Genomic DNA, 16,322 nt, shown 5'->3' with positions numbered 1-16,322 from the left:
GATGTCCCAAGGGCATCACTTTTTTCCATAAATAAAGCCGGCATTGCCGGCTTTTTACTCAGATCTGGTCATTCCTGTGTAAATAAGAATTAAACGCAGCAATTCCAGCACAGCCACGGCTGCTGCCGCCACATATGTCAACGCAGCTGCATTCAATACTTTTTTAGTCTCTCTTTCTTCATCGTTTCTGATAATTCCAAGGGATACTACCTGATCCATCGCACGATTGGAAGCATTGAACTCTACCGGAAGTGTGATCACCTGAAAAACCACTGCAGCTGCCATGAAGATAATTCCAAGCAGCACCATACCGCTCAACCCAGCAAAAAAACCGATCATGATCAAAATCCAGGAGAAGTTTGAACCAAGATTCGCAACAGGTACGAGTGCATGGCGGAAACGCAGAAAAGCGTAATCCTGATTATCCTGGATGGCATGGCCAACTTCATGTGCTGCAATTGCAGCAGCAGCCACTGAATGGCCATGATAATTTGTTGCTGAAAGCCTGACTGTCTTGGATCGCGGATCATAGTGATCTGTTAGATGCCCCCTGGTTTCTTCAACGCCAACTTTATATAGACCATTCTCATCCAGAATTCTTCTGGCTACTTCAGCACCCCTCATTTGAGTGGATGAAGGAACTTTTGAATATTTGCTGTAAGCTCCCTTTACTTTCATTTGTGCCCAAAGCGGAACAAGAATAATTATTGCGAAATAAATGAGATATCCTCCCATTTTGTTACCTCCCATTAAGCTGGTCATGATGAATTTTATCCGCTGGCCTGCGAATGCCCAGCATACAAGTCACTCTGCCTATCTTTTCCCCTTTTCCTTGATTACAAAACGGAAAAGACTCTCTTTTTTTTAAGGCTCTTTTCGTATAAAATATTGTTTTCGCCAACAATATCGGCCATTGATTTCCGCTCCAGGCTGCTCAGCGAACCGCGGGGCGGGCGGTGAGCCTCCTCCAACGCTTTGCGTCTGCGGGGTCTCACCTGTCCCGCTATTCCCACAGGACTTTGAATAAGCTTCCCTGAGTAAACACCGCACGAAGAAAATGCGAATGCATTTTCGAGGATCTCGCACCTTCCGCCCAATCAACTCAGTAAATAAGATACAAAAAGCAATAAACATTGCGAAAACAAGCTTTTTGTATTTAGGATCGATTTTTTTGCCTTGCCCTGTCTCCTTTATATTTTCTCCAACCTACGTAAGATAATGTAATGATGATTATGCTCCCGGTTGAGATAATCACCCACCAGAGAGATGGATCCGTTTCATCCTCTGTCATTTCATCAAAGATAGTCTGCAGATCATTTTCCAATGCAGCAAGTTCCTGCTGGCTTGCCTGCTGGGAAAGCACCTGCGGCCGATAATGATCGATAAAATTTATGCGGGCGTTCAGTTTCTGCACCTTTTCTGCATCCACATCAATCTTCAGACTGGGATAAATAACCTCATATAAAGACAAAAAGGAATTCAAACGTGAATGGAAGTTCTCATTATTACCGCTGTATGCAGCTTCCTTAACCTCCCCAAACACTGACATAATCGGCTTCTCCATTTCAGTCCATAAAGGCTGATATTTTGAGGAAATCGCATCCATTACCAGGCGGAATTTTGTTGCATGATTCAGCCGTTCTTCATGGCTCATAGATGTATTCACCGCAGCTTGTACAGCATCGTCATGAGAGACGGTAATAATCCGCAGTTCGTCCATTGTAAATGGCCTTTCCCTGCCGTTTACAGCAACGAATTGCTCGGAGAAATACTCCAAAAGCTTCTTGGCATCCTCATACCTGTGAAGCTTAACCATCTGTAAGGCTTCATTAGATAATTGATCTAATTTATCTATTTTGGCTGTCTTATCCGCAGACACCATTCCAGGCAATAGCATAATAATGAATAAGATTGCGATTACTTTTCGCCTCATCAAACTTGTCCCCCCTCAAATTACTATTAGATAAATATGAAAAGAGGGACAAGGTTAGACCAGAAAATAATTTTGGGAGCCAGGTTATTTCTTAAAAAAAGCTCTTTTCCTATATAATGTTGTTTTTCATCTATCAATATTGTCCGTTGATTTCCGCTCCAGGCTGCTCAGCGAAACGCGGGGCAGGCGGTGAGTCTCCTCGAGAAACACCGCACGAAGAAAATGCGATAGCATTTTCGAGGATCTCGCACCTTCCGCTACAATCAACTCAGTAAATAAGATACAAATAAGCAACAAACCTTGCGAAAACAGCCTAAAAAAAAGACCCAAAACACTCAATGGTTTGGATCAGGGGAATCGGAACACTATTTCACTATATCCAGACTAAACCGATTCTTTCTTAGGACGAAGTAATACGCGGTTCCTAGTGAGAAAATGCTGAGCCAGAATGTAAAATAGCCGATTTGCGGTGTGTAAAGATTTAAAATAGGATAGCGGGGAAGCATGAAAAAGACATAATCAATTACATCATTATGAAGGGTCCAGATTCCCGTTAAAGCAAGATGCCATGCTTTAAAACGATAGAAAGGTGCATACAGCACACCCTGAACTGCCATTGCACCATGCGAGAAGATCAGCATGAGAGCAACAGGATCCAATTCACCAGTAACCTGAAATACGAGCAAGTTCATAACTACAGCCCAGATTCCATATTTAATAAGGGTTACAATAGCTAATGCTTCCAGCAAGGGCCAATTTTTGCCCAGCAGAAAGGCGATCAGCACAAACATAAAAAACAGGCTCGCTGTAGGACTGTCGGGTACGAAAGGCAAGAAAATAGCCGGTGTATCTACCAGCTGCCACTTATACCAAATATACCCATAGATGGTGCCTGCTGTGTTAATAATCAGAAGCAGTATCAGCATAGCTCTGCTGCCTAACAAAGGATAGATCCATTTCATGTTTTTTCTCCTTTTCTATATGTACACGATTATTTCATTATTTTACCACATCAAACTCATGTAAAAAAATGAACAATTATTGGGCAAAAAAAAGAAGCTGGCATTGCCAGCTTCTTTTTTTATTATTTGCTTTCAAGGCCAGAAATGAATTCAGCAAGCTTTTGAAGTTCTTCATCAGAGCCTTTGAACATTCCTGGAGGCATAGCGCCTTTACCGTTTTTAGCAATGTCAGCAACTTCTTCAGGTGTCAACCCAGTGTCAACAAGGGCAGGTGAGCCAGCACCACCCTGAAGATCCCCTCCGTGGCAGGAAATACAGCCGTTTGCTTCAAAAATCTTGTAGCCTTCGTCTTCTTTATCAAACTCAACTTCAGCTACAATCTTACCTTGCTGTGCAGCCGCCTCCCAGTCATGGTGGGCAACAGACTCCCAAGTCAGGTAAGTGATGCCGGCTAGAGCCAATAGCATAAAGCCGGTTGCTAAAGGACGCTTGGACGGACGGCGTTCAGGTCCGCGGTCAATGAATGGTGCAAGCAGCAATGCTCCGAATGCAAGACCCGGAATAATGAAAGCACCGATTGCATTATAAGGTCCTGATGCATAGCTGTATTTCAGAAGCTGGTACAAGAACAGGAAGTACCAGTCTGGCAGCGGAATATAAGCTGTATCACTTGGATCAGCAATTTTTTCTAACGGCGGCTCATGCGCAATTGTCAAGCATAGGAAACCGATAAGGAATACAGCCCCTACCATCCATTCCTTTAACAGGAAGTTTGGCCAGAATGCTTCTGTTTTTCCTGGATATTCCGAATAGTCTTTCGGAATATTCGGTTTGCGTTCTGCAGGAACACGAGAGTCACCTACGAATTTCATACCTTTACCACGATGCATTGGGCGATTTCCCCTCCTTTTGCAATGATCAAAAAATTATTTCTTACAACGGTCCTGAAATACCCTGCTTACGAATCATAATAAAGTGGGCAGCCATCAACCCGAATAATGCAGCCGGTAAGAAGAATACATGGATAGCAAAGAATCGGGTGATCGTTTGCGCGCCGACAATATCAGAATGTCCCGCAATAAGTATTTTCAGATATTCTCCAATCAGCGGAGTTGATTCTACGATCTGGATTGTTACTTTTGTAGCGAAAAGGGCTTTCATATCCCAAGGCAATAAGTAACCTGTCAGTCCAAGTGCAAGCATAATGAAGAAAATAAGCACTCCGACAATCCAGTTTAATTCACGGGGCTTCTTATAAGCTCCCTGGAAGAAAACACGTAACGTATGTAGGAACATCATTACGATTACCAAACTTGCTCCCCAGTGGTGCATTCCGCGGACAATCTGCCCAAATGCAACATGGTTTTGAAGATAATACACGGATTCCCATGCATTTTTGATATCCGGAACATAGTACATTGTCAGGAACATACCGGATAAGATTTGAATTACAGTAACGAAGAACGTCAGACCGCCAAAACAGTAAACGAATGCAGAGAAATGATGTGCAGGGTTTACATGCTCAGGCACTTCATGGTCAGCAATATCCCGCCAGATCGGCGTAATATCTAAACGCTCATCTACCCAATCATAAATTTTGTTTAACAATTATTACGCCTCCTTTCGCGGTTCAGCCTTGCCTAAGTACAAAAAGCCATCTTTTTCTTTGTAAGGAAATACATCAAGTGATGCAACCGGCGGTGTACCTGGAACGTTTGTCCCATCCTTTGTATAAAGGCCGCCATGGCAAGGGCAATAGAAATGATCAGGGTTTGACTTGTCAGTGTTCCAGTCAACTACGCACCCTAAATGCTTACATACTGGAGACAATGCAACAATTTCACCTTTATCATCCTTATAAACCCAAGCAGTGCCGGTAACTTCGGATGTGTACCATGCATCCTGCTGCTCGTAAGTGTAATCAACCCTTGTCGGCTTTTCGGTAATTTCAGCCACTTTTTGCTTTGTTGGAATAAAATCACTTTCACCAGCTGCCTGCAATACAGGATCAACCGCAAAACGGACCATCGGCATAAGCATGCCTGCTGCCATGAAACCGCCTACACCAGTAAGTGTATAGTTCAGGAATTGACGTCTAGAAACTCGATTTTTGCTCATACTTTTCCCCCCTCTATTATGAAGTTAAGTCCAACGGACAAAATTCAACACAATATAAAACTAGGACATAACAATGATATATCAATCTTTATGCAAGGTCAATATAATCCTTTGGCGAAACATGTAAATAGAGCGACTTAACATTCACACTATTCACCATTTTGCCACTTTTGCACAAAAAGATTCAGCAGCTGTTTCACCTGGTCATCCAGTATGGAATTCCGATAATTTTCATCCATATGCTCAAGAGGCAGAGATGGCAGCCAAATCAAGCCTCCTTCAAGCCGGTCTTCGAACGTTTTCCACATGCTGTCCGAAGTTAAAAGGAAAATATGCTTAAACCCCTGTGCCTTCAATTCTGATTCCCATTGGCCCAAGCCGCTGATCAGGCTCTCCTCTGATGCCGGTTTCAGATAGGCATATCCAGGCAGCATGATGAGACGTCCTCTGAATTGCCGTTCAAGCTGCACACTTAGAAGCGATATAAATTCTGTCATCGCTACAGACTGTTTTATATCATCGCCAAATGATACAGGAAGGAGCGGCAGAACAGCTGTGTCTACATATTGCTTTTCTTTAAGGAACATATCGATATCCGGTGATATCCATTTCATAACATTCACTCCATTACATATATTTGCCTTCCTAAATATATCATTAATGATTAGAATGCTTCAAATCAGAGGATGCAGGCAAAATAAAAGCCCTGCTTTTATAAAAGCAAGGCTTAGGTAGTTTCTAATCTATTCAGCTGCTGAGTCAAAACGTTAAAAGCTTTTTTATCCTGCTTATCCAATGCTTCATCAATGAGCTCAAGGAGTTTCTCTCTTCTGAACTTCTCCAGGCTTTCTGTCAGGAACCTTTCGGCGATCAGCCGGTCCTTTTCGTTTATCTGAAGTGTCTTTGGCATAAAGGGATTTTCCTCCATGACCGCTGCATACTGATGGGCCTTATTTGAAGCATGGAAATTAAGCTGGATATAAATCTCTTCATCCCTGTTTAAGCGGATATCATGGAAGGACTTCTCCGCATCTGTGGTCATTACATTCTCTTTGTAAAAACGGAAAGGAACTTCATCCACACAATGGGTCGACATGATCAGGCCTCTTGGGCAATACTGTGCCTGCTCCACAAAATGCACCTTCTCCATAAGCTGGTCATGACTCATCAAATAATTGAGAATCCAAACACATTCTCTTCTTTTGAGCTGATAATGGTTTAAAAACCAGCGGATAAAATCTTTCTTCTCGTTGACAGATACAGGGGTCGCCATTTTTGATTCCCTCCTCTGCTTACAGACAAATTTGGTCTTACTGAAACTAATTAATGATAGAAACTGCCTATTTAATCAAGAAAATCATCCGTGAGTCGCTGCAGCACATCTAGATATTCCTCATTGCCAGGCTCCAGTTTGATTAATGTATTAAAAATTTCGGCAGCCTCTTCCCTTTTTCCTTCCTCTGCTAAAAAATATCCGTAATCTGAAAGAAAATCCGGCTGCTGTTTAAAGAAAGTATATGCAAGCTGATATTTGTTTAATGCCTCTGAATATTCCTCTATATACTGAAAGGCAACGGCTGAATCCCATATAAGCTGAGGCTCTTCCAGCTCGTTAAGCATTTCAGTGATTTCGATTACATCTTCATATCTTTCCTGCTGGAGAAGAAGTTTATTTAAAAGAATCGCTGCCTGGACATATTCGGGATCCAGTGCAAGAGCCTGCCTGAACATATCTTCTGATTCTTTTTCATCGCCATTTTTCAAGGCAAGCTTCCCGCCATAAAAGAATAGTTCTTTGTTAAATTCGTCCTGTTTTATGCCTTCCTTGACCGCTTCCAGGCCGCTGCCGGCTTCTTCCTCCCGCTCGTAGGCCTGGGCAAGGTATAAATACAGTGAATGATACTCGGGATCCAGCTCTTTCAGTTCAGTCAATTTTTCAATAGCTGTGCGGTTAAAGCCGGCTTGCAGCGCTGTAAAAGCATAACTGAAAAGGGTATTAATCTCCAGTTTGTCATCAAGCGCTTTTTCGTAATATGGAAGGGCTTCTTCAAATGCTCCGCCTGCACTGAGAATATCCGCCAATCTCTGATTTACATTTATGCCTGCAATGATTTCCTCTTTCCTGAGAACATTTTCATAAATCCGCTTTGCTTCCAGGAACCTTCCCTGCTCTGCATAAAGTTCACCCAGGGCAAAATCTACAATTATCTCATCAGGCAATATTTCTTTTGCTTTCAGGAGCTTTTGTTCGCTGACCTCAAATAGACCATCCATCTGATAAAGGTCTGCTAATAAGAGAAGCGACTGCGGAAAGCTCGGATCATGTTCATTTATTTTTTCTAGGACAAGGATGGCTTCCTCTTCATTTCCAAGATCAATATGTGTTTCAGCCAGCAGAACGAGCAGTTCTCCTTCTTCCGGATATGCTTCCAGAAGCCGTTCATATAAGGCTTTTGATTCCTCAAGGAACCCATACTGGAACAGTTCTTCTGCCAGCAGGAACCTTTCTTCATGAGAACCATCCAGCAGTATTTGCTGATAGCTCTCCAACGCTTCTTCATGATGACCGTTTTCTAAAAGAGTAATGATTTTATTTACTTTATCCATACTAAATTCCTTTCGAATGCTAATCGGCTATTTTAAAATAAGCTGGTGTGCTGATTTTAACATGCTCTCCGGAACCAGAACGAAAAATTACTTCTTGTCCGGCTCTAATCACTTTTCCCTTCAGTACAGTGACAGCAAGTTTATTTCTATGATAATGAAACAGCTGTGATTCTTCAACGGTAAGACCTTCTTCAGTCTTTTCATATAGATTATAACTGACTTCCCCACCCTGATAAATATTCCCTTTTAAAGGGTAAATCCCGGCTTTGGACAGAACTGACCGGGATAGAGGCTCGTGTTCCATCAGCTCATTCGGCATCGAAGGGATTTTCTCTTCCTGCATCAATTTTGCCCATAATGTATTTATTCTGCTTTTCTCCTTTTCATTCCTGCCTGCAAAGATGGGGGAAAGCGGGCAATTATAAGGAAACATTGCTTCCCGCAGCCATCCCCATGGAACTTGTTCAAGCTCCTTTGCATCCTGTATTTCAACAAAAACAACAGGAACTCTTTCTCTCTTGCATTTTCTCATAAAAGAAGGGGTGAGGAGACGGACAGGAATTTTAACACCAATAATATAATCGATCGGGCTGCTTAATAAACTTGCCTTAAAGCTTTTAAGATCACTCTTCATAGAATATTCATGCTTTACAGGCACAGCTGTCAGGAAGGCTGTACATCCTTTTAAAATGAACTCCCGAATATAATACTCTTTGAGTTTTGAAAAAGGCACTTCCAGCGGGATAGATGTATCCAGAACCACAAATCCTGCAGACATAATAAATGCACCCGCATCCATTCTTGTAAACTGAAACCTTTTCATTTCAGCCTGCATCAGTGAAATCTCATTATTTCTTATCAACATTGATGTTTTTAAAAGCTTGTCTTCCTTTAATAGATTAGCATTCTGAATAATATATGTCATAAAACCACCCTCTTAAAACGGTCTTATGACAAGCTATGAAATTTTCAGATAAATATGACTGCTTGAACAGAAAAAGAGCTGCAGAAAACAGCTCAAGGATCTTTAAGTATAAATTATTGTTTTCGCCAACAATGTGGTCCGTTGATTTCCGCTCCAGGATGCTCAGCGAACCGCGGGGCGGGCGGTGAGCTCCTCGACGCTGCGCGTCTGCGGGGTCTCACCTGTCCCGCTACTCCCGCAGGACTATGAATAAGCTTCCTTGAGTAAACACCGCACGAAGAAAATGCGGATGCATTTTCGAGGATCTCGCTCCTTCCGCTCCAATCAACTCAGTATATAAAATACAAAAAGTACCTACCCTTGCTAAAACAGCTCTTTTTTAAATAAAGGTATTTCAATCTTATATAAGGCTATCTAAATGCTCAAAAAACGACGGATAGGATACAGAAATAGCTTCTTTCTGATGAAGCTGAACTTCGCCCTTTGAAACGGCAGCAGCAATTGCCAGCATCATGCCGATCCGATGGTCTCCATGACTTGAGACAGTTCCACCTGAAAGAGTTGATTTCCCCCTGATTACCATTCCATCTTCTGTAGCAGTAATCACGGCTCCAAGCTCTGAGAGTTCATTGACAACCGTATCAATGCGATTCGTTTCCTTGACCTTAAGTTCCTCTGCATCCTTAATTACTGTTTCTCCCTCCGCTTGTGTTGCGAGAAGGGCAATAATTGGAATTTCATCGATCAGCCGCGGAATGAGCGCCCCTTCGATAACGGTTCCTTTAAGTTTAGAAGTTCTGATGGTAATATCCCCTGCAGGCTCGGCTGATCCATTTTCATACGGCTCAATGCTGAAATCTGCACCCATCTGCTGCAGCACTTCAAGGATGCCGGTTCTGGTAGGATTCAGACCAACGTTTTTTAACGTAATTTCACTATTAGGCACAATGGCTCCTGCAGCCAGAAAGAAGGCAGCAGAAGATATGTCACCGGGTACATGAATTTCTGTCCCAGTCAGTGTTTGGCCTCCTTTAATCCGAATGGTGTGCCCGTCTGCAGCAACTTCCCCGCCAAACTGTGTGATCATTCTTTCAGTATGATCACGTGTCTTCACAGGTTCAATAATGACTGTTTCGCCGCTTGCCTGCAGGCCGGCAAAGAGCAGTGCTGATTTTACCTGTGCACTCGCGACAGGAAGCTCATATGTTATTCCTGACAATGGGCTGCCAATAACTGATAAAGGGGTATATTCTCCATTTTTCCTGCCGTGAATCCTCGCACCAAATAAACTTAGTGGCGCGGTCACTCTTGTCATCGGCCTTTTTGCGATTGATTCATCACCCACAAGGACTGAATGGAACGGACGGCCAGCCAGAATCCCCATCATAAGGCGTATCGTTGTACCGGAATTTCCAACATCCAGAATACCTGCCGGTTCCTGTAATCCATCCATTCCCTGCCCCATAATTGTAACTTTATTGCCTTCCTGTTCAATAGTTACACCCAGCTTGCGGAAGCAGGCTATCGTGCTAAGGCAGTCCTCTCCGAGCAGAAAATTAGTTACAGCAGTCTTCCCTTTTGCAATGGATCCGAACATTACAGATCGATGTGATATGGATTTATCGCCGGGTACCGCTATTTCTCCGCTTAAACCTTTGACATTTGACTTCAATTTTGCAGGTATCATCTATCATCACCCTTTGCTGGATTAATAAATTTGCTCTATAGACCGATGGTTGTTTCATAGCTTGTATACAGTTCCAGGCAATTGATTGCCCGATCCCTGTCCTCTTCCGTTTGAAAGCTAATAACCAGAACTCCATAAATTTCTTCTCTTGTCTCCAGGATTCGAATATTCGTTATGCTGATTTCTTCCTTGGCCAAATATCCAGTGATTTCTGAAATGACACCAGGGTAGTCAGGTACATCCACGAACAGATCATAAAATGCCGGAATTGCCCCTTTTTCTTTTTGCGGCAGTTCATCCCTGAACATTTTTGCATGGGAAAAATATTCAAATATTCCCTCACTGTTTTCCTGTTGGAGGATTGATTTTACTGTCTCCATTTCTCCCTGCCAATCCTCCATTAACTTAAGCAGCACTTCTTTATTCTGAAGAAGAATATCCCTCCACATAGCAGGGCTGCTGGAGGCAATCCTTGTAATATCCCTAAAGCCTCCAGCTGCCAGTCTTGGAATCAGCTTGTGCGAACGGCTTGTTTTTTCTGCCTGATGGACCAGGGAAGCAGCTATCATATGCGGAAAATGGCTGACGATCCCGGTAATATAATCATGTTCATCGGGAGCTATGGTAAGAAATTTCGCTTTTGTTCCTGAGAGCCATTCTTTTAACCTTTCAACCTTTGCCGGAGCAATATGCTCTTCAGGAGTGAGCAGATAAAAGGCATTCTCAAAAAGCAAATCTTTTGCTGCAGTGACCCCGCTCTTATGGGAGCCAGCCATTGGATGCCCTCCGATAAAAGTAATTCCTTTTTCCTTTAATACCTTTGCGCAGCTGACAATTTCTTGTTTCGTGCTGCCTGCATCCGAAATGATGACGCTGTTTTTCAATTCACACTCTTTTAAAATATGTATAATTTTTTGAGTCTCCTGTACAGGTGCAGCTATTAAAATTAAATCTGCGTCCCTTGCCCCATCTTTAATAGTAGCAGAAATTTCGTCTGCGACCCCAAGCATTTGGGCAAGCCGCCCCTGCTCTTTATTTACATCAAAGCCAATGATCATGCTTTCACTATGTTTTCTTTTTATTGATAGGGCCAAAGAACCTCCGATCAAGCCAAGGCCAATAATAAAGATCTTCCCTCTCATCCTCTCACCGCCTTTATTAAAAATAATTCAGAGGCATTATTATGCCTCTGAATGAATATCAAAAAAGTATTTAATACTGCTCCAAAAAAATTGCCTACAATGCTGCAGCCTGCTTTGCAAGATATTGATCCATTGCGGCTAGCACCCCATCATTCTGTTCCTTAGAACCTACCGTGACACGGACATAGCCCTGGAAGCCAAGTGCCTTGCCGGACCGGACGATATACCCTTTTTCAAGCAAAAATTGAAACACCTCATCTGAATCGGCATTAAAATTGATTAATATGAAATTTCCCTGTGAAGGGTAATAACCCAGTCCATGCTTTTCACAGAAAGCATAGAATTGTTCCAGCCCTTCGCGATTTTTCAGTCTGCACTCTTCAATGAAATTCTGGTCCCCTATGGCTGCAGCAGCGGCAGCCTGAGCAAACTTATTTACATTAAACGGCTCTCTAACCGGTTCGAGGGCTTTGATCGTTTGAGGATTTGCAATTCCATAGCCTACCCGAAGGCTTGCTAAGCCATAAATTTTCGAGAATGTACGCAGGACAATCAAATTTTCGTAATTCCGGATTAAATCCAATGTATTGCAGTAATCCTCTGCTGTAACATATTCATAATAAGCTTCATCAAGGACAACCAATACATCTTGAGGCACCTTTTTCAGGAATGAAAGCAATGCAGACTCATTAATATAGTTCCCTGTCGGATTGTTTGGACTGCACACCCAAACAACAGCTGTTTTTTCATCGATGGCAGCCAGCATTCCATCAAGATCATGCTCTCCTTCAACCAGTGGAATTTCCCTGGTTTCCGCACCTTCTACCACAGCATTATGCCTATATTGCGGAAATGTTGGCGCCGCCATAACAGTATTGGTTTCCGGACTTAATAAAGCTCTGGAAATCATTTGAATAATTTCATCCGAGCCATTGCCAAAAATCAGCTGATTTTCCTGTATGCTTAAGTGCCCAGCCAAAACCGACCGCAGCTCAGAAGCATAACCATCGGGATACAGGGCAAAAAATGATGGCGACTGATTCATCGTAAAAAGAACTTTTTCAGAGCATCCAAAAGGATTTTCATTTGAAGCAAGCTTAACTATTTGATCCAGTCCATATTCCTTTTTTACTTGATCAATTGATTTTCCCGGCTGGTAAGGAGTTAAATTCAACAGCTGTTCCTTCCATTTCATTCAAATCCACCTCTTTTTTTATCGCTTTCACTAATTATCGTATTAAAGCGTTGTTGATCTGCTCCTATATTATCACAAAACTCTCCATTAAGGAGAGTTCGCGGTGTTTAGATCTGGCCGAAGCTTGATGGCTCCACGCAAATAAATATGGCGGATATTCTGCTGAGGTGCTTCTGTATTCACATGCATCATAACCCGGATACAATTAGGGAGTGATCCTTCAACAGGTATTTCGTTCATACACATGACAGGAACATATGTCCAGCCCTCAATTGAACGCATCGCCTTTGCGGGAAAGGCTGCTGTTAATTCTTCCGTAACGGATATAAAGACAGAAGCTACATCCTCAGATACAATATTATTCTCCCGAATCATTTGCCTGATCAGCAGCTCAGTCGCTTCTAATATCTCAGCTTCACAATTCTTATCTACGGTGACGGCTCCCCTCACCCCTCGGATCATTTGCAGCACCTCCCTAAGCTGATTTGTCAGCCTTTTTATCTCTTAGTCATATAGTCAAGCCTATTTATTTTGTAAAAAGAGCAAGCTCCCGCAAAATCAGGTCATCAGAAACCTGATATATGACAGGCTTACCGACTTCCTCTAAAAGAACAAAGCGGACATTCTGGCCTTCTGATTTTTTATCCTGCTTCATCCGCTCAAGCAGTTTTGAATGTGATAAATCATCAGGGAGATCTGTTTTGTAGCCAAGCTGATCCAGCCAGCGTTTGAATTCGTTAACATCAAAGCAAAGATCCAGCAGTGTTTTACTTAATTGAAGTGCAAATAGCATTCCTACTGCAACAGATTCGCCATGTGTCCATTCTCCATAGCCTTTCTCCGCTTCAATTGCATGGCCCAGGGTATGGCCAAAATTCAGAAATGCCCGAACGCCAGCTTCCTTTTCATCCTCTGCAACGATCCTGCCCTTGATTTCTATTCCCTTTGTAAGCATCTTACTTAATTCATCAGAGGGAAGGCCCTCAAGGGTAAGGATGTTGTTTTTAAGGTTCAAATAAAAAGTCATATCATCTATCAGGCTATGCTTTATGACTTCTGCAAACCCTGAGCGCATCTCTTTTTGAGGCAGGGAGTCAAGAAACGCCAGGTCATAAAATACTGCCTGGGGCTGGTAAAAAGACCCTGCCATATTTTTTCCTGAAGGATGGTTGATGGCAACTTTTCCTCCCACAGCGCTATCATGTGCCAGTATGGTAGTAGGAATCTGAATGAAAGGTATTCCCCTCATAAATGTGGCTGCCACAAAACCTGCCAAATCACCGACAGCTCCCCCGCCAAACGCCAGGATAAGAGATTTTCGGTCAAGTTTATGTTCCAGAGCAAAGGATAAGCACTGGTAGTAAACTTCAAAGGTTTTGGCTTTCTCGCCGCTTGGCACTGTACAGACTTTTGCCTCCATCCCCGAAAGTGACGCTTCCAGCTCTGGCAGATGTAAATCCCGAACCGTTTCATCCGTGATGATCATTACATTCGTCAAGGCCGGAAAAGTATCTTTAATATATGATTCCAATCCCTCAATTGCTCCAGTCCCTATATAAACCGGATAGGCCCTGTCAGGTGTTTTGATTAAAATACTTTTCATTAAAACTCCCTCGCAAATTGCCTTTGCTGTTCAACCGATGCTTTTAATGTCTCAAACCGGTCAGAATAGAACTGATCCACGATGGCTGAAGCCAGTTCCCAGGCAATCACATTTTCTGCAACAACTGCAGCTGCCGGCACTGCACAGCTGTCAGAACGCTCTATGCTTGCTGAGAAGGGTTCCTTTGTTTCAATATCGACACTTTGCAGCGGTTTATAGAGAGTCGGTATTGGCTTCATTACTCCTCTGATGACGATAGGCATTCCCGTTGACATGCCTCCTTCCAAGCCGCCAAGACGGTTCGTTTTTCGGTAATAGCCTTTATCCGGGTCCCAAGCGATCTCATCATGAACTTCACTTCCAGGCTTCCTTGCGGCCTCGAAACCTATGCCAAACTCCACACCTTTAAAAGCATTAATGCTCACCATTGCACCTGCAAGCTTCGAATCAAGCTTTCGGTCATAGTGTACATAACTTCCAACTCCCGGAGGCATTCCTTCAACAATAACCTCCACTATTCCGCCAATGGAATCGCCATTTTCCTTAGCGGCATCAATGGCTTCCATCATTTTTTGGGCAGCAGCCTGATCCAGACAGCGAACAGGCGATTCTTCGGTAATTTCCTTTAACTCCTTAAGTGAAGAATAATCTCTTTGGCCTGAAACAACCCCGCCAATTTCAATAACATGTGCTGCAATCTCAATACCAAGCTGAGAAAGCAGTTTTTTTGCAGCTGCACCGGCAGCCACTCTCACTGTGGTTTCTCTGGCTGAAGATCGCTCTAAAACATTTCTCATATCCCTGTGCCCATATTTCAGGGCTCCATTTAAATCAGCATGGCCTGGTCGGGGACGGGATATTTTTCTTTTCATTTCAGCCTCATCCTCAGGATTAAGAGGATCCTGGCCCATAATTTTTGTCCAGTGCTTCCAATCATTATTCTCAACAACAAGTGCTACCGGGGATCCCAGTGTGTATCCATGCCTGATTCCCGCTGTTATTTGAACAGTATCTTTTTCAATTTGCATCCTTCTGCCCCTGCCATAGCCTTTCTGGCGTCTGGCAAGCTCTTCATTTATATCTGAATCTACGAGCGGCATTCCTGCTGGCAGCCCTTCTATTATAGTGGTCAGCTGCGGTCCGTGAGATTCACCAGATGTAAGATATCTCAAAACTCTTTCCCCCTTCAACTCATTAAAGGATTATGTACCAATATAACATAATGCTAAATATAAGAATAGATAAAATTGAAAATTCCTATAATATTTTATTTCTTCTTATGAATGGAGCCATTTTAACACGAATAGTTATTTACTACCAAACTAAAAAAACAAAAGAAAAGAGGATGACTGGAAATCATCCTCCAAGTGTTATTATTCTTTTCTATAAAAGAAAGTTTCAGCAGATGCCAGGTGATAGCGGCCTGAATTAAAAATCTGTTCAGTGCTCCCAACAAAAAAAATGCCATCTTTCCTTAATGCGCTGCTGAATTTATGATAAAGCTGATCCTTTGCTTCCTCTGTAAAATATATGAGAACGTTCCTGCATACAATTAGATCATACGGACCGCCAAAATCATCTGAAAGGAGATTTTGCTTTTTAAAGGTTACTGTCCTTTTTATATCCTCGGATATTTTATAGAAACTTCCTTCCCGCTTAAAAAACTTTTGTCTCATCATGTCAGGAACTTCATTAAGCGAACGCTCAGGGTAAATACCCATCCGCGCCCTTGCCAGGGCATTTTCATCAATATCTGTTGCAGTTATCTTGATTTGGGACATTGGCAGCATTTTTGATAAAATCATGGCTATTGTATAAGGCTCTTCACCAGTGGAACAGGCCGCGCTCCAGATTTTCAGATTTTTATTTTGATCTAATAGTCCAGGCAGGATGTTTTTTTCGAGGACCTCCCATCTTTGTGCATTCCGGTAAAATTCGGATACATTTATTGTCATCCTATCCAAAAAATCATTCAGCAGTTCTCTATCCTTGACTATCGCGCTAAAAAAACTTCCAAATGATTGAAAGCCTTTTTTCTCATACAGTGACATGAGCCTTCTCTTCATTTGAGCTTCTTTGTAGAGAGAAAGATCAATTCCTGTTTTTCTTTTTATATTTTGAATAAATTCCTGATAATCGTCAGCCATTCT

General features: G+C 42.5%; 17 protein-coding genes. All 17 read right to left on the bottom strand.

Annotation, left to right across the window (positions count from 1 at the left end):
- Positions 1-54 precede the first annotated feature (54 nt).
- Complete coding sequence (locus NYE23_RS03045) at positions 55-735, bottom strand: zinc metallopeptidase (RefSeq protein WP_048008306.1); 681 nt, start codon at positions 733-735, stop codon at positions 55-57.
- Positions 736-1,156: 421 nt separating this feature from the next.
- Complete coding sequence (gene ypjB, locus NYE23_RS03040; RefSeq protein ID WP_341080585.1) at positions 1,157-1,933, bottom strand: sporulation protein YpjB; 777 nt, start codon at positions 1,931-1,933, stop codon at positions 1,157-1,159.
- Between the two features lie 365 nt (positions 1,934-2,298).
- Positions 2,299-2,895 carry a DUF1405 domain-containing protein gene (locus tag NYE23_RS03035; protein WP_341075346.1) on the bottom strand — a complete coding sequence of 199 codons (597 nt, stop codon included), beginning with the start codon at positions 2,893-2,895 and terminating at the stop codon, positions 2,299-2,301.
- Positions 2,896-3,017: 122 nt separating this feature from the next.
- Positions 3,018-3,785, bottom strand: a complete 768-nt coding sequence (locus NYE23_RS03030; protein WP_095244676.1) for a menaquinol-cytochrome c reductase cytochrome b/c subunit — start codon at positions 3,783-3,785, stop codon at positions 3,018-3,020.
- Between the two features lie 43 nt (positions 3,786-3,828).
- On the bottom strand, positions 3,829-4,503 hold the full coding sequence (gene qcrB / locus NYE23_RS03025; protein ID WP_009332736.1) for a menaquinol-cytochrome c reductase cytochrome b subunit: 675 nt from the start codon (positions 4,501-4,503) through the stop codon (positions 3,829-3,831).
- Between the two features lie 3 nt (positions 4,504-4,506).
- Complete coding sequence (locus NYE23_RS03020) at positions 4,507-5,013, bottom strand: QcrA and Rieske domain-containing protein (protein WP_048008301.1); 507 nt, start codon at positions 5,011-5,013, stop codon at positions 4,507-4,509.
- A gap of 149 nt (positions 5,014-5,162) precedes the next feature.
- A complete protein-coding gene (locus NYE23_RS03015; RefSeq protein ID WP_341075344.1) occupies positions 5,163-5,627 on the bottom strand; it encodes a YpiF family protein in 465 nt (154 codons plus the stop codon).
- 113 nt (positions 5,628-5,740) lie between these two features.
- Positions 5,741-6,286 (bottom strand): ReoY family proteolytic degradation factor, encoded by a 546-nt coding sequence (locus NYE23_RS03010; RefSeq protein ID WP_048008181.1) that lies wholly within the window; start codon positions 6,284-6,286, stop codon positions 5,741-5,743.
- Positions 6,287-6,357: 71 nt separating this feature from the next.
- Positions 6,358-7,620, bottom strand: a complete 1,263-nt coding sequence (locus tag NYE23_RS03005; RefSeq protein ID WP_341075341.1) for a tetratricopeptide repeat protein — start codon at positions 7,618-7,620, stop codon at positions 6,358-6,360.
- Positions 7,621-7,639: 19 nt separating this feature from the next.
- Positions 7,640-8,545, bottom strand: coding sequence for a hypothetical protein (locus NYE23_RS03000; protein WP_341075340.1), 906 nt, complete (start codon positions 8,543-8,545; stop codon positions 7,640-7,642).
- A gap of 400 nt (positions 8,546-8,945) precedes the next feature.
- The gene (gene aroA, locus NYE23_RS02995; protein WP_341075339.1) at positions 8,946-10,232 is read right to left on the bottom strand and encodes a 3-phosphoshikimate 1-carboxyvinyltransferase; all 1,287 of its coding nucleotides are present in this window, start codon (positions 10,230-10,232) and stop codon (positions 8,946-8,948) included.
- A 35-nt stretch (positions 10,233-10,267) separates the two neighbouring features.
- A complete protein-coding gene (locus NYE23_RS02990; protein ID WP_341075338.1) occupies positions 10,268-11,374 on the bottom strand; it encodes a prephenate dehydrogenase in 1,107 nt (368 codons plus the stop codon).
- Positions 11,375-11,468: 94 nt separating this feature from the next.
- Positions 11,469-12,569 carry a histidinol-phosphate transaminase gene (gene hisC, locus NYE23_RS02985; RefSeq protein ID WP_341075337.1) on the bottom strand — a complete coding sequence of 367 codons (1,101 nt, stop codon included), beginning with the start codon at positions 12,567-12,569 and terminating at the stop codon, positions 11,469-11,471.
- 87 nt (positions 12,570-12,656) lie between these two features.
- On the bottom strand, positions 12,657-13,031 hold the full coding sequence (gene aroH, locus NYE23_RS02980; protein WP_341075336.1) for a chorismate mutase: 375 nt from the start codon (positions 13,029-13,031) through the stop codon (positions 12,657-12,659).
- A gap of 64 nt (positions 13,032-13,095) precedes the next feature.
- The gene (gene aroB / locus NYE23_RS02975; protein WP_341075333.1) at positions 13,096-14,172 is read right to left on the bottom strand and encodes a 3-dehydroquinate synthase; all 1,077 of its coding nucleotides are present in this window, start codon (positions 14,170-14,172) and stop codon (positions 13,096-13,098) included.
- Positions 14,172-15,344 carry a chorismate synthase gene (gene aroC, locus NYE23_RS02970; RefSeq protein WP_341075332.1) on the bottom strand — a complete coding sequence of 391 codons (1,173 nt, stop codon included), beginning with the start codon at positions 15,342-15,344 and terminating at the stop codon, positions 14,172-14,174. The genes aroB and aroC overlap by 1 nt, the downstream gene beginning before the upstream one ends.
- A gap of 201 nt (positions 15,345-15,545) precedes the next feature.
- The gene (locus NYE23_RS02965; RefSeq protein ID WP_341075329.1) at positions 15,546-16,319 is read right to left on the bottom strand and encodes a CheR family methyltransferase; all 774 of its coding nucleotides are present in this window, start codon (positions 16,317-16,319) and stop codon (positions 15,546-15,548) included.
- Positions 16,320-16,322: the final 3 nt, after the last annotated feature.

The sequence above is a fragment of the Cytobacillus sp. FSL H8-0458 genome (assembly GCF_038002165.1).
Taxonomy (GTDB): domain Bacteria; phylum Bacillota; class Bacilli; order Bacillales; family Cytobacillaceae; genus Cytobacillus.
This window is presented reverse-complemented; position numbering and strand designations above follow the sequence as displayed.